The 15,135-nt window shown below is 41.6% G+C and carries 7 protein-coding genes; all 7 read right to left on the reverse strand.

All coding sequences use genetic code 11. The annotated features are described in order from the left end of the window. Positions 1 to 15 precede the first annotated feature (15 nt). Positions 16 to 876 (reverse strand): PRD domain-containing protein, encoded by an 861-nt coding sequence (locus FS608_RS19975; protein WP_144554305.1) that lies wholly within the window; start codon positions 874 to 876, stop codon positions 16 to 18. Between the two features lie 48 nt (positions 877 to 924). Beyond that, positions 925 to 2,325 carry a sucrose-specific PTS transporter subunit IIBC gene (locus FS608_RS19980; protein WP_144554307.1) on the reverse strand — a complete coding sequence of 467 codons (1,401 nt, stop codon included), beginning with the start codon at positions 2,323 to 2,325 and terminating at the stop codon, positions 925 to 927. Positions 2,326 to 2,453: 128 nt separating this feature from the next. Continuing rightward, entirely contained in the window at positions 2,454 to 3,800 is a 1,347-nt protein-coding gene (locus FS608_RS19985; protein ID WP_144554309.1) for a glycoside hydrolase family 68 protein, read from the reverse strand. Between the two features lie 219 nt (positions 3,801 to 4,019). Continuing rightward, on the reverse strand, positions 4,020 to 5,360 hold the full coding sequence (locus tag FS608_RS19990) for a glycoside hydrolase family 68 protein (RefSeq protein WP_144554311.1): 1,341 nt from the start codon (positions 5,358 to 5,360) through the stop codon (positions 4,020 to 4,022). 26 nt (positions 5,361 to 5,386) lie between these two features. Beyond that, positions 5,387 to 6,718 (reverse strand): glycoside hydrolase family 68 protein, encoded by a 1,332-nt coding sequence (locus FS608_RS19995; RefSeq protein ID WP_144554313.1) that lies wholly within the window; start codon positions 6,716 to 6,718, stop codon positions 5,387 to 5,389. Positions 6,719 to 7,052: 334 nt separating this feature from the next. Continuing rightward, complete coding sequence (locus FS608_RS20000) at positions 7,053 to 9,449, reverse strand: GH32 C-terminal domain-containing protein (protein ID WP_144554315.1); 2,397 nt, start codon at positions 9,447 to 9,449, stop codon at positions 7,053 to 7,055. 199 nt (positions 9,450 to 9,648) lie between these two features. Continuing rightward, a complete protein-coding gene (locus tag FS608_RS31365) occupies positions 9,649 to 14,946 on the reverse strand; it encodes a GH32 C-terminal domain-containing protein (protein WP_483861893.1) in 5,298 nt (1,765 codons plus the stop codon). Positions 14,947 to 15,135 lie beyond the last annotated feature (189 nt).

A 15,135-nucleotide genomic window follows, 5' to 3' on the forward strand; every position in this document is an offset into this window, starting at 1 on the left:
GACTTGGTATTGACATCAGCTTTCACATCTGTTGTTTCCGCATAAAGCTCGATTATAGAATCTTTGAATATGCATGGAAATATACATTAACTCTGCATCAGGATATTTTATCCGGTATTTCCCTTCCAAAAATTGGCCAACCTCTTGTGCACAGGCATATGTCACTTTAAAATTTTCCTTGATCATCGAAGCCATTTTTTCATCATAGTCATGGTTCGTCCCATTTGCTAATAGGCTTTTGAGCGAAAAGCGCAAATGAGTAATTAATCGTTCATAGGACATCGTATCTTCCACAATATTGATATTTAAACAACTTTCAATGATTCTCGTAATTTCCTGAATCGTTGTAGTAATGTCTATCGTTTCCTGCATATCTCCTCTATTCATCCTGGCCGTATGAATATGCATCGCAATATTGCCTACTTCATCTTCAGGAATTTCTACTCCGAGTTTCTCTTTTATTAACTCCTTTGCCCAAAGTCCGATTTGAAATTCCTTTACATAAAGAATTTTAATTTGCTCCAGCAGGGCATTTTTAATGGCAATGCCATTTGTTAATCGCTCAATGGCAAACGATAGGTGATCCGAAAAAGCGACATGGATATGTTCATTTACCGTAACGCCCAATTCCCTTTCCGCATAAGAGATAATCTCTTCTGCTAGTTGTATATGTTCTTCTGGTAATAATTGCAGTATTTCTTCGAATTTTTTATGCTCATTTGCATCCCTCATAACAAACACTTTATCAATTTTAGCTTGATTTATAGGATCATTCTTTCGTTTCTGGAATCCTATTCCTTCGCCCATCACGATTTTTTCTCCGTCGATGTCTTTCACTACAACCGCACTATTATTTAGGATTTTTTTAATTCTCATTTCTTTCACCTTCCCTCTTTTGCTCTTGCATTAACTGAAAAATCAAGACTACTCGGTTTCTTCCTTCACCCACAGAATGAAAGTGGCTATGAACGCGGCTACGACAGAGATTCCAAGACCAATAAGGTAATGCATTAAATTCGAAATCCCTATTGGGGCTACAATAGCGATCATGGGAATTCCTGTTAAGCCATAAGAGTTTGCTACTACATGAGTAAGAACTACATACGCCCCTCCAAAAGCACCACCTATGGCTGCACCTATAAATGGTCGGAACAATCTGATATTCATCCCAAACATAACCGGCTCAATAATGCCTAAAAATGCTGAAAAAGCTGAAGGGATAGCAATTTTTTTTAGTCTCTCATTCTTTGTTTTAAAAAATACGGCTAACCCCGCTCCTCCTTGGGCCATGTTGGCCATGGACCAAATTGGCAACAAAAAGTTAACACCTATCTTTGGATTTGCAAGCAATTCCATTTCAACTGCATGTAAAGTATGATGCAGCCCCGTTACCACAATGAGAGAATATAAGCCGCCAAATAAAAATCCGGCTATAACTCCCCCAGATTTATAAATAAGCTCAAACGTATTGGTCATCATGTCACCGATGAATAACGAGATCGGGCCAATAATTAAAAGTGAGATAAAACCAATCGAAATAATCAATAGAAATGGGATTAAGAACAAATCCAATGAACTCGGTATTATTTTCCTCAGGCGCACTTCGAGCTTACTCATAAAAAAGACAGAAAGTAAGATTGGTATCACTGTTCCCTGATACCCTATTAAAGGAATATCAACTCCCAGAACCTCGATATATTCCGGGACTTTATATCCAAGTTCGGCAGGATTTAATAGCGAAGGGTGAGTTAATATCCCGCCTATCACTGCACCCAGGATGGGATTGCCGCCAAATTCCTTGGCAGCACTAAAACCAATCAATATCGGCAAAATAATAAAGGCGGCACTTGAAAAGATATCAAGCATTCGCATGAATGAGCTTTCAGGTGGTGCCCACTGAAACACCTTGATCATTCCGATCAGTCCCATTAGTAAACCACTGGCAACAATAGCAGGAATAATCGGAACAAAAATATTGGACAAGGTCCTCGCAAATCCAATAAAAGGATTCATTCTCACCTTTGGTGGTTCTGCAGGAGAGATGCCGCTAACAGGAGTCAGTTTTGTTTCAATTAAGGCCCTGTATACTTTATTGACCAGCCCGGGACCTAAAATAATTTGAAAAAGTCCCATTCGGGAAAAGGTTCCATGTACACCGTTCAGTTTATCGATTCCAACTTTATTAACCTTGCTTTCATCTAAAAGTTCAAAACGCAAACGAGTCGTGCAATGGGTCATATTCATAATATTTTCTTTCCCGCCTAATAGCGGTAATAATTCTTGCACAAAATCTTTTGCTTCTTTCGGCTCGTCTTGAATGTTCATCTTCCACCTTGAATTTATGAATAGTCTGTTTCACATTATGCAGCAAATCGCTTTTTAGGTAAATAATGACAATTACTTTCATAATGCACAGTGGCGTTCAGCAGAAAACTGAACGCCACAACTGTATCTTATTTAAAAACTCCTTGCTGCTTTTCATGAAGAACCTTGGTTTCATCACGTGTGATCGATATTTTTAAGGACGGGGCCAGCATTCCGCCGAAATGCTCCATTTGATACTCCGGTGATTGCTCTCCCACTTCATTCATATCTTTACCGTCCACATTAACATAATTCACAAAACTAATTACAGTGCCATTCGGCATAACCATCCAGGAATATGTCTGATACGGATTATCCGTTGGATTTGCAATAACTAGTCCACTATTATTTAACGGATGATAGCCTCCAATGAGAGAGTCTGAAGTAAATCCATATAATCCTTCCGGCGCTTCAAGACCGGATGCAAATTTCTCCGTGTGTGTTTTTGTAAAAAGATAGTAGCTGTTTCCTTTTACGATTACACTTGGACGCTCCAGTTCGTCATTGACATAATTTGCTTCTAATAGAGGCGGCAGCAATTCAAATTTGGATAAATCTTTATTGGTTGCTTTGGCAATACCAATGCTGCCATTAAAAGCTTTTGAACTTTCAGGGGTTACATGGTCCTGACGGAATTCCTCCGAACCAATAAATTCATTATTATATGGACGGTCTGCAAGCTTTCCTGCAGTGTTTGCTTCAAATAAAAGATATTGCTCCCCAGTTTTTGGATCCTGGAAAAAATACGGATCGCGGAATGCATAGGAAGATTCTTCATTCCCTGTTTGTTCCTTTGTTTGATAGTATTTCCCATCGGCCTCAAGAATTATTTGATGTTTGGACCAATTCTTAAAGGACACACCGGTGTTTGCTGTACGAACATCAGCCGTTGCAGTTGCCAGCCGCTGATCATAGCTTAGCCCGGCTTCATTTTTTTGCCCCGTTACTGTGTAAAAGATTTGCAATTTCCCATCTTTATTAACGATGGAACTGCCAGCCCATTGCCTGGACCCCAATGCTTCTCCTGCTTTAAAAACGGGGCCGCCAGACTCCCAGCTCTTTCCGTCTTTTGAATAGAAATATTGAATTTGAGCTAGATCATGGCGTTTTCCAGGAAGGACATCCTTCGGTACCGATAGAGCGAAAATAATTTTAAAACCATTTACTACAGCTGGATGACCGTTTAAATCCTGCAATGGCCATGCATCCCAAATATAATAGTCTGATGAAAGTTTAACAAGCTCATCTTTATTAAATGTCGGGGCTGTATTTTGATCATTGATTGTTAGATTGCTAACATTTTCTCTGGTCCAGTTGAATGTATCTGCATTTTCTTGGGCAGAAACGGTTTGACCAACAATGGGTATGAAGATAATAAAAAGTCCGATAATAGCTGCTATGATAGAATTGCTTTTTTTAACTTTGTTCCGTTTCATGAAAAGTGTTCCCCCAAATGCCTTCTTACTTTTGGCTTTGATAAAAACTTTGTTGATTAACGATAAATTTTAAGAGATCGATTAGAGCTCAGGAACCGGTACCATGGGCTCTTATACGGATTCTTAGTGACCAATTCACACCATAAGAACCGGTTCCACAAGCGCTTATACGGTCTCTTAGTGAGCGATTGAAGCGCGGGAACCGTTCAAATCATTTCCTTATTGTTTTATCCAGCCAGGTGATAACTCTTTTGCGATTTTTGTTGCATCACCTTTGATTGATAGCTGTATCGTAGGAGCCAACGTGCCTCCAAAATGGCTAAATTGGAATTCTGGTGATTGGTTTCCAACATCCCCAATGGACATGTTGCCCAAATCGCCAAAATGAGCAAACCCGACAACATTTAAGTTAGGAAGTACAAGCCATGAATACGCTTGGTACGGATTTCCCGGAGGATTAGCTAAAACCAAACCACTTTCATTCAGCGGCTTATACCCGCCAATTAAGGTATCGGAAACAAACCCGTACATCCCTTCAGGTCCTTGCAGCCCCTCAGCATATTTATTGATATGGCTGTCCGTAAATAGATAATATTTTTTATCCTTTACCACAATATGCGGTCGTTCCAATTCTTCGTTTACATAATTTGCTTCCAACAGTGGCGGCAGCATTTTAAGATTGGAAGGATTACCATCAACTACCTCGGCGATACCGATGTTCCCATTTGCATGAACAGCTCCTGCTGGGACAGGGTTCTTGCTGGTATATTCGGAACTTCCGGCAAACTCTTGTTTAAATGTGCGATTTCCCACGGTGCCGCCTGAATTTCCTTCAAATAAAATATATTCTTTTCCAGTTTTCGGGTCTTTAAACCACATCGGATCACGGAAAGCGTAGCCGCCGCCTTCACCTTGCTGAGCTTGTTCCTTTGTCTGATAATATTTGCCATCCGGCTCTAAAATAATTTTGTGTTTACCCCAATTTGCAAAATGAACTCCATCGCTATCCGCAATTATATCTCCGGTTGCCTCTGCAATGCGTTGCTCAAATGTCAAGCGCTCTTCACCTCTATGCCCGGTTGCTGTATAGAACGCGTGAATTTTCCCATTATCCATCATGGCAGATCCAGCCCATTCACGAGAACCCAATGATGCTCCTTCTGGAAAAAGTGTCCCTCCAAGGGTCCAATCCTTGCCATTTTTCGAGTAAAAATAGCGGATGGTTGCAATGTCATGCACCTTTCCAGGCAGCACATTACTTGGAGCCGATAGGGCAAAAATCACTTTCCAGCCTTTTACGGAAGCGATATTTCCATCGCGGTCCAACAGAGGCCATGTGTCCCAAATGTGATAACCTGGTGCCAATTTATCCAGCTTGCTTATATCCGTATAAGGCAAGGTATTATCTTGATTCAGTTCGATTTTTGACACCTGTTCCCGTGTCCAATTTGTCGTTTGCCCCGCTTCTTCCGCTTTTACAGTAAGTCCGGAAAAACTTGAGGCAACAACACTAGCTGCTAGCACGATGGCAGATACGGCTTTCTTACTTATAATGGTCATCCTGCTTTCTCCTCTTCCAGTTATTATTATCGATTTGCCCCGAATGGTTTTATTTCGCCGGCTTTACCTTCTTTTACAACTTCAGATTTCTCACCATTCAACTTCAATTTTAGAGTAGGAGCGAATGTACCGCCAAATTTCACATTTCCGTTCTCATCCTTCGGCTCGTTAATGAAACTGATTACCTGTTGGTCTGGAAGGACCATCCAAGAATAAGCTTGATAAGGGTTTTCCTTCGGATTCGCAATAACAAGGCCACTTTCGTTCATTGGTTTATGGCTGCCGAACAGTCCTTTGCCAACAAATCCATAGACACCATCAGGACCAGTCAAGCCAGGAGCATACGTAAATGTATGGCTGATGGTAAATAGATAATAATCGTCTCCATTTACGACAACGTGCGGACGTTCCATCTGATGATTGGTTCCAACCGACTCAAGCAATGGAGGGAGAAGCTTCAATTTGGTTACGTCCTTGTCAAGTACTTCTGCGATTCCGATATTACCGTTATACAATTCGGCTCCTTGAGGAACGGAATGGGTTTTACGGTATTCTTCATCCCCGATATTTTCCGGTTTGAGAAAGTCCCTATCGCTTCCAGCTTGTCCTTCAAAGATAATATATTCTTTGCCTGTATTCGGATCCTGGAAGAAGAATGGATCACGGAATGCCGTAATGATTGGACTATTTGCTTGTGCAAGAGTTTCGTAATATTTTCCATCTGCTTCTAGAATAACTTGATGTTTTCCTTCATTGGTCAGATGAACTCCGTTTTTATCGGTATGAATATCAAAGGTTGTTTTGGCAATCCGCTGTACGGCCCTTTTATCCCATCCATTATTATCCCAATTATCCTTTTCACCCGTTGCTGTATAGAATAAATGCACTTTTCCATTGTCATCAAGCATCGCTGTACCGGCCCATTGCATATGACCAAGGGCTTTATTATAGTCGTAAGGGATTCCTGCATATGTCCAATCCTTGCCGTTTTTTGAGTAGAACATGCCAATTCTTGCTTCCGTATGGCGTTCACCCCATCCTAATGAACGCGGCGCGACTAATGCAAAAGCCACTCGGTAGCCATTTACAATCGCCATTGAACCGTCTCTGTTTTGCAGCGGCCATGTATCCCATACCCATTGATCCGGTGCTACTAGATCAAAATCAAGATCAATTTTCGGCGCTGTTGTTTTATCAGTAGGACTTACTTTTTCTGCTTGCTGACGAGACCAGATCGATGTGTAGTCTGAACTTAATTCCGCTGCAAATGCAGGTGTTACCGCCAGGCAATTGGCAGCAACAACGGCTGTCAATACCAGCTTTTTCAATTTCGATTTTTTTCGATTTTTTCTTTCCATTTCCCCATATTCCTCCATTTTCCGCGGTTAACTGTTTCTTTTAAGAATTTTTCGACTTGTCAATCTAGTTAAAATATTCTTTAAGAGAACAAAAAAAGACCTAAAATGTACAAGGAGATGTCTACCAAAAAAGGTACACTTCGCCCTTCATACACTTTAGGTCTTGCCTGCTTTACCAGTCACAATCCCGCATAATTTTGTTTACAGGGAACATTATATTCTGTTCGACAATTTCCTACAATAGGATAATTTACTCTTAATTCCATCTGGATTTACTAGTTATATTTTCATATGTGCTGATTCAAAACTTATTAGAACAAGTAATACAGCAGGGCTAATCTTTCTCTCCTTCGATTGCCGTATCCATACTCCATGCCTTCATCGAGCGGACAAACGGCTCTCCATCCACTCCAAATACTTCAAGTCCTTTTGATTGGTCCAAGGATGGAAAAACACGGGAAGAAATGCTTTTTTCATTATTGAAGTATGCTTCCACAATCGATTTATCAACAAATAGGTGTGCCCTTAAGATATGGTCTGGAAGGTTTAGTGCCCCTCCTTGAATCCCCTTTTCAATATCAGGATTTATACTTGACCGCTGACGGTCAATCTGAATGGTTTTCCGTTCCTTATCATAAAAAATAGTCGTTTCTTCCTGTTCATTTGGGGCTTTTAATAGTTTTAACCCGGCAGCTTTCGTATTGGAAACATCGATTTCCAACTCGATTTCGAATTGATTGCTTTGGATTTTTCGAAGCTGTTTATTGGCTTCCGCCATTGATACATTTTCAACGGATATCAGTTCTTTGCTTCGAAGTGACTGAACCTCTTCAATCGGACGGATTCCAAGATCATGCTCATCATTTAAATAGATTTCAAGCGGCAGGCCGGCCCCATGTGCCCACCCTGATTGGTATTTTTCCCTTTCCGAACGTCTGTCTTGCAAAATGCTTGTTACAATGGTGCGGCCTTGCCCATCTATAAAACCTTGTGCTCCGGTAAAATGTTCACCATAATCAAACAGTTTAGGCTCCTCGTGGTCAGGAATAAATTCCAGCCTTCCTGGGTCCCATGTCCCAATCCAATAAAACGTATTGCGGGCAGCATCAGGGCTGGGGGACATAAAATAAGGACTAATCATGAAAACATATTTTTGTTCACCCGTCTCCTTGTTTTTAATCGGTACTAAAGATGGCAATTCCCATACATCTCCCGTACGCGGGTATTTCACTTTATCCCCAATTATCAATGGTTTTTCATACTTCCAGTGTTCAAGGTCTTCTGAGGTATAGAGTAAAGCGGTCCCGCCTGCCTCGTTTATCCCCGAGCCGACAAGCTGGTACCATTTGTCTCCCTCTTTCCATACATATGGATCACGAAATTGGCCAAAGATCACCTTTCCTTTTGGTGTTTCGATATTTTCAGCTTGTACGGTTACAGGGGCTGGATTCATGTTCCAATGATTTAAGTTGACATCAGTTGCATCTTCTTGCCGTGCCATACCAGTCATTTGATTCGGATTCATTTCGTCGTTCCCCGCTGTGAAAAATAGCACTGGCACCCCATTTTTGTCATAGGTTGCACTACCGGACCACACTCCATCCCTGGCTGCCGTTCCCTCTGTTGGACTTAACGCAATGGGGCGATCTTCCCAATGAATCATGTCTGTACTTGTGGCATGTCCCCAATGAATTTGATGCCAAAAAGGACCAGCTGGATTAAACTGATAAAATAAATGGTATTTTCCGTTATAGTATATCGGTGCATGTGGTTCATTCATCCAATGCTGGGGAGCAGTAAAATGATAATTCGGGCGGTAGCGGTCTCCTTTATAAACCGTCCGATCGAATGACGTATCCGGTATCGGCAGTTTATGGTTCCAGCCGTTAATGGCTTCTTCATAGTGTCGTTTAATTGATTCATTACTAAATGCTTTGTTGTATAGGGAAACATTGTCCATTAATCCATCAAACATATTAACTTGGAAAACCTCAGACACAGCGACTGCCTGATTATGTTTTCCAACAAGTAACGGCGTATGAGCTGCTGGTGTAAACTCACTATTCGGAGGTACTGCTTTTTCTTGAATAAGTACACCGTTTAAATAAAGTGAGACTTTAGTTGTTTCTTTATCAAATTGTGCAACAACATGAGACCATTGATCTTTCGGCAAAATGTTCCCTTCTGGCGACCAAATTTCCTGCCATTCCCCGTTTATGGCAAGCTGAAACGTGAGATATCCATGCCGTCCCATTCCGAGCATAAATCCCTGTTTATTTCCTTTATCCTGTTGATTGATAATCACGGAGGGCTGTCCATTGTCGCCCCATTCATAGGCTCTCGGGGCAACCCATGCTTCAATGGAAAAAGACCCAGCTGGGTTATGAACCTTTTCTGAAGGAATTTCCAGCCAATTGGAATATCCATCAAATAATAATGCTTTACCGCTAATGCCGGTTTTCCATTCCGGATCTGATGTTAATGCATAATGAATAACATACGACACAGATTGAGCATGATCACGAGTGACGTTACCATCCCCTTCATCAAATCCCCACTGATGGAGAGCACGATTACTAATCACCAGGTCTAAAGGTTGACCCTTCTTTTGGTTGATATTGGTTGTTTCTAATCTGGTATTCACCTGTTTTTTGATTAAAACTCCTGTAATCGTCAGGAAGCATACTGCTAAAACAAGCAGCCGCCTCCATATAATCCTCTTCTTTTTCATCTTAAAAACTCCTTATCTAGTACAGTGTATTCAATCTTAATAACAAAAAAAGACCTAAAACGGGTAAGGACATATACACAAAGGTACCTTCTGTCCTTCACTCATTTTAGGTCTTGCCTGCCAACCAGTCGCAATCCTGCCTATTTTGAAATTTACATGATCATTCTAGGTTAATTGCTCCTATCTATCAAGATACGATTTACTTATTTATCGCCACAGGTACATTGACATCATCCACATTAATATGTCCCCATCCGCCCGTTTCATAGTCTACAACTTTGATGTATAACTCTTCGCCAATATAATCCGAAGCATCCCAGTTAACTCTTCGATAGGCTTCCCAGTTACCACCTGTTTCCTTCATTAACTCTTTGCCGTCTGAAGCTCTTACCAGCGCTAGATAAAGTCTGTCGATATTAGCTCCGCCGCCAATTAGGAAATCGATTTTTCCGTTTCCACCTAACACAAAGTTCTCCGATTTTAACACTCCTGTCAATGAATCCCCGCCTTTTTCTCCATTAAAACCCCATAAATGGTGTCGTTCCTGGTCGATTCGGTCTGAGGCTTGGTTAAACGGTCCACCCCATCCCCAATCGTTTGCCTTGGAAACGTGTTCATTGCTAAAAGCTTTCCCTTCTACAACAGTCCATCCGGTTAAATCGCCGGTTTGGAAATCATGGTTTGGCAATTCTGTACTTTCTGAAATAGGATCTCCTCCGCCATTCAATTCAGGCCAATAGGCAGGAACCGTTTCCCCGTATGCGGAACCCATTTCCCATACCTTCATCGACACCACTTTCGCCTTTCCGCCATTACTCCATAACTCAAGGCCCAGAGCATCGGAAAGGGTTGGATAAACACGTGAGGTGATACTTTTTTTGCCATTCGCATAGGCTTCTATCATGGACCGGTCCAGATACATATGAAGCTTGAGGTTCTCTTTTCCAATCTTAAGCTCTCCGCCCTGTATCCCTTTTTGGATATCCGGATCAAGACTCGATTTGTTTCGATCAATGTTTAGTGATTGTTTTTCAACATCAAAGAATAGTAATGTTTCTTCCTCGCCATTTGCTGACTTTCTAGCTTTTAGCCCCACTTGTTTTGCAGAGGCTGGATTGATTTCCAGTTGAATTTCCAACAGATCACCTTTAACATTTGTTAATAATTCATTGGCTTTATCTGTATTTTCATTCTTGATTGAAACAAGTTCCTTTTTCCTTAAGGAATCTAATTCGGAAATTGGTTTAATCCCTAATCCACCTTCTGAAGTTAATGAAAGCTCAAGCGGCAGCCCTGCATTATGAGCCCAGCCAGCATCGTAATGCTGCTGCTCCGTCCGGCGGTCCTGTGCAATACTAAAGAGAATCGAACGTCCCTTTTCATCAACCATTCCGCTTGGTCCTGTAAAGTGTTCACCATAATCAAATTGTTTCGGTTCCTCGTGGTCAGGAACAAACTCTAATTTTTCTTTATCCCATGTTCCAATCCAATACCAAACATATTTGACATTGTGTGGACTGTACCCATCAAACCAAGGGTTGAAAAAGAAGATATATTTTTCAACGCCTTTTGCATCTTTACCTAATGGCAAGAACACTGGCAACTCCCAAACCTGGCCTGTTTTTGGGTTTTGCTTATAATTGCCGACAATCAGTGGCTTTTTGTATTTCCAATCTTTCAGGTTCTTGGAGGTATAAAGAAGTGCCGTTCCCCCAGCACCTTTAATACCTGAACCAACGAGCTGGTACCATGTATCTCCATCTTTCCAAACATATGGATCACGGAATTGCCCGTACCATACCTCCCCTTCTTTTGCCAGGAGGTTGGGCTCTTGAATCGTAACTGGTTTCTCATACATGGACCATTCTTTCAAATCGGGGTCTTCAGGATCGTTACTCGTTGCCAGACCCGTCATTTGATTTGGAACCTTTTTATCATCACCTGCTGTAAAAAATAAAACCGGATTACCATCCGCATCAATAGTTGACCCGCCTGACCAAACACCATCCGGCGCAATGGAGTTCCCATCAGGCGCAAGTGCTATCGGTGCATCTTTCCAATGAACCATATCATCACTTACAGAATGTCCCCAATGTATTTGATGCCAATATGGGCCTTGCGGATTATTTTGATAGAATAAATGATATTTTCCATTATAGAAGAACGGTGCATGAGGCTCGTTCATCCAATGCTCTGGTGCGATAAAATGATATTGCGGGCGGTACCGATCGCCATCATAACGACTGCGGTCAGGTGTTAAATCAGGTATTGGAAGTTTATGATTCTCAAAACTATTTAAATAGGAATCATAATTCTCTTTAATTTTTTCTCCTGACAGAGAATTGTTATGCATTTTTAATTCGTCAATCATTCCGTTAAACATATTGGCCGTGAAAGCTCCGTTAATCAGAGCAGCGCTATTATGCTTTCCGATTAATAAATCATTCGATGATGGGGTGATCATCCCTTTTGGTGTGACCGTCTCCCCGACCAATTCACCATTTAAATAAAGCTTCATTTTTTGCTCTGCCTTATCAAAGGTGGCCACAATATACGACCATTTATTTTTTTCGAGAGGTTTGTTTTCCGCTGCCCACACTTCTTTCCATTCACCGTTGATACTTGCCTGAAACGACCATTTCCCGTGTCGCCCCAATCCAAGGATATAGCCTTCGCTTGCGGCTTTATTGTGTTGGTTTACGATTGCTGACATTTGGCCGAGATCGCCCCACTCATAAGACCTTGGTGCAACCCATGCTTCAATTGTGAGGGCATCCGTCGGCTTAATCACCTGGTCAGAAGGCCTCGTAATCCAAGTGGAATATCCGTCGAACAATAAAGCCTTGTTGCGGATTCCATCCCTCCATAAAGGATCCGTCGATGGCTTGTATAAAGCCTTGGTAAACACATAGGAAATAGGATCTTCCGTTCCTCTTACGATGTCTTTTGTTTTGGTCCCACTGCCTTCATCCAACGACCAGTTGGCTATAATGCCAGTATTTTTCACATGAAAGTCATCTACATTAATATGTCCCCATCCTTCTTTTGACTGGTCAACCACTTTGAGGTATACTTTTTCCCCCAGGTAATTCGCTGCATCCCACTTGACCCGGGTATAAGCTTCGCTGTCCTTCCAATTGGTATTCGTCGCTTTGAGAAGTTCTTTATCATCGGAGGCTCTAACTAATGCCACATATAATTTGTCTATGTCATTACCGCCGCCGATTAGGAAATTAATTTCACCAGTGCCTGCAAGAGTAAAGTTTGATGATCTTAAAATTCCCGTTTGTCCGTCTTCACCATCTTTAGCTCCCCATAGATGGTATTGGTTATGGTGATTAAACGGTCCGCCCCAACCCCAATCCTTATCAGCTGTAACATCCTGATTGCTGAAGGCATCGCCTTCCACAATTGTCCATCCTGTTAAATCACCAGTCTCAAAATCTGGATTTTGGATAACATCGGTATTCATCTGGTCATTATTAAAAACATGAAAATCATCTACATTGATATGACCGAATCCGCCAGAATGATAGTCAACTACTTTGATATACATAGCTTCCCCGATATATTCCGATGCATCCCAACTAACTCTTCGGTAGGCCTCTGTGTTGGATCCCGTTGCTTTAAAAAGCTCTTTTCCATCCGAAGCACGAACCAAGGAAACATATAGTTTCGTAATATCCTGGCCCCCGCCAACAAGGAAATCAATCTTTCCATTCCCGCCCAGTTTGAATGCAGTTGATTTCATTACACCCGTACGGAAATCAGAGTTTGCATCATTCGCTGCGCCGGCAAATCCCCAAACATGGTACGTTCCTTGCTGCTGAAAAGGACCGCCCCAAAAACTAGTAACATCCGATACTGGACGATCAAATGCTGAGCCTGCCTCTGTCCATCCTGATAAATCTCCAGTCTCAAAATCCGGATTTTCAATTTCATTTGGCAGACTGCCTCCATCAACGGCCACTTGATCTATTTTTGAAACAAAGGTTGCGCTGTCCAATTCATATACTTTTAATGATTTTAGGGATACTTCTCCACCGGTTGTGTAAAGTGCAAGAGATTGATTGTTAGTATTAGGGAAGAATTGATCCGTCATCACAACACGGCCATCTTGACCAAATACTTCAACAGATGCCTTGTCAACAATCAGATGGAGTTTAACGGTTTGATTACTGGCATTTAACGGTGCTTCATGTTTTGCAGCAAAGTTGCCATTGAAACTTGATTCACCAGCATTGGAACGGTCAACAAACAAGTTTTTATTGCCAATATCGTAACCAATCTTTGTTTCCCCGCTATCGCCCTTTCGAACTTTAAAACCAAACTCCGTTGCTGTCACCGAATTCAAATCAAATTCCGCCATAATCTCAAAGGTATCTCCTGATACGTTCGAAAGCAGATTTTCTCCCGGAGTTAGCACTTTATTTTCAAATACTTGTGGCGTTCCCCTCAGACTTTCTAACTCTTTTACAGATTTCTGTGTAAGGCGAATTCCTTCCCCATCAACAGTTGATAAGCCAAGTTCACGCGGAATCGACATCGTTCCTCTGAATGAGGATGTTGGAATGTCCTGCCCATATTTCCAATTATTCATCCACCCGAGCCATAAACGGCGTCCCTCAGGAACATCACTCCATGAAACAGCTGCATAAAAATCAGCCCCATAATCGGCCCATAGGACTTTACTCGGATCATTGGCATTGGTGAAGGTTTTCCCATCAAAATCACCAATAAAATACTGCATCCCTGAACCGCCGGCAGGGGCCCCTTCACTGATACTGACAGCTAATACCCACTTCTTCTTAGTTGGATCTCCATCAACCGGAAGGGCAAATAAATCCGGACATTCCCATGTTCCCTTATGGGAGCCGTCTTGGTTTCCAAATTCACTTACTTTCGTCCACTTTTTTAAATCTGGCGATTGATAAAAATAAACCCGGTCACCAGCTGAAATTACCATAATCCACTTTTTTGTTTCATCATACCAAAATACCTTTGGGTCCCGGAAAACATCAATCCCCTCTGGCATAGGGATAATTGGATTACCATCATACTTCGTCCAAGTACGGCCCTTATCGTTGCTGTAAGCTAAACTTTGAACTTGATGACCACCTTTTTCCTGAGTAAATACAGCAACCAGCGGCGGTTTAGAGTCTTTTCCAAATCCAGTCGTATTGTTCCAATCCACAACTGCACTCCCTGACCAGATAAAACCTGTTTCATCTGGATAAAGACCGATCGGCAGGTATTCCCAATTGACCAAGTCTTTACTTACCGCATGTCCCCAATACATCGGTCCCCACTTTGATTCAGTAGGATTATGCTGATAAAACAGATGATACTCCCCATCGTAATACACCATGCCGTTGGGATCATTCATCCAGTTTTTTTCCGGAGAAAAATGAAATTTGGACCGATATGGTTCATTTTCGCCATCAACAGTCGAAATCGATGTTTCACCTGTTTCGGCTTTACTAGAAACAGTGGGCATAAATATTGAAATAATTAAAGAAAAAATGACCACAACCGATATTCCTTGATTTTTTAATCTTTGCTTCAACCCTGTTCCCCTCCAACATTTATTTATCACTACTATCCAAGCAATTAGAAGGCGCTTACAAATCAACTTATAAGAATGGGTGCTACTATGTATTGTTTAAGTGCACCCTAGAATAATTTT

It is taken from the genome of Bacillus sp. X1(2014) (assembly GCF_007678255.1).